Origin of the sequence: Staphylococcus pasteuri (assembly GCF_030547725.1) — a bacterium.
GTDB classification, from domain to species: domain Bacteria; phylum Bacillota; class Bacilli; order Staphylococcales; family Staphylococcaceae; genus Staphylococcus; species Staphylococcus pasteuri.
The window spans coordinates 1-235 of the sequence record NZ_JAUOQO010000994.1; the positions used below are offsets into that span (position 1 = coordinate 1).

General features: G+C 35.7%; 1 protein-coding gene. It reads right to left on the reverse strand.

Annotated features, from left to right (window positions below; genetic code table 11):
* Positions 1-48: 48 nt before the first annotated feature.
* A partial coding sequence (locus Q4528_RS16160; RefSeq protein WP_303522785.1) for a hypothetical protein occupies positions 49-235 on the reverse strand: 187 nt, incomplete at its 5' end.

Here is a 235-nt window from a genome sequence, read left to right on the forward strand (position 1 = left end):
GCATCAATTACTACATTATATTTTACTAATTGCATTTTTTACCTCCTTTTAATTACCTTGTCTGTATTCAAAAATTGCTGAACGGTCTGCTATGTAAGAAACACCGTTATCCATTAACATCTCGAATTTGCAGGAATCAATAGAGTTGGCTGCAATATCGTAAGACTCAAACCAGTTACCTTTCATAGCAGGCGTATTACCTACCATGCCGGTAACTGCTTTGTAAATCTTCTCT